The organism is Paractinoplanes toevensis (genome assembly GCF_018332695.1).
Taxonomy (GTDB): Bacteria; Actinomycetota; Actinomycetes; order Mycobacteriales; family Micromonosporaceae; genus Actinoplanes; species Actinoplanes toevensis.
The window spans coordinates 1-524 of sequence record NZ_BOQN01000199.1; the positions used below are offsets into that span (position 1 = coordinate 1).

Consider the following 524-nt stretch of genomic DNA (forward strand, 5'->3'; position numbering starts at 1 on the left):
GCCTCGAACAGGTTGTTGGTGCTGTCGCTCATGATCGTCGTGTAGGACGAGCCGAAGCTTCCGGGGAAGTTCCCGATCGGCATGCTGGCCCGGTAGATCTTGCCGTTGTCGCCGGCGAAGAACAGGTACATGTTCTGGCTGTCACCGATGATCGTCTGATCGATCGGGCCGGTGCCGGAGCCGGTGATGGATCCGGAGAACAGCGGTTGTGCCGCCGACCAGCCGTTGGCGTTGGTGGGGTCGCTGGAGGTGCGGTAGGAGAAGGCGGTCGCGCCCCACTGGTAGGTCAGCACCCAGATGTTCTTGGGCGCGAAGTAGAACAGCGTCGGTGCGACGGTGCCCGAGTTCATCTTGTTCTGACTGGCCGAGCCCATGTCGGACCAGTTGGTGAACAGGCCGAAGTTCATCGAGCCCCAGGTGGAGCCGGTGTCGTGGGTGGTGGCGTAGACGAGCTGCTTGCCGTTGTAGGGCACGGTGGTGAAGTCCTTGAGCGACACCCAGCCCGACTTCGGGGTGGCGAGTGC

At 63.2% G+C, this 524-nt stretch carries 1 protein-coding gene; it reads right to left on the minus strand.

Features of this window, described 5'->3' with window-relative positions:
- A partial coding sequence (locus Ato02nite_RS50110) for a non-reducing end alpha-L-arabinofuranosidase family hydrolase (protein WP_281419910.1) occupies nucleotides 1-524 on the minus strand: 524 nt, incomplete at both ends.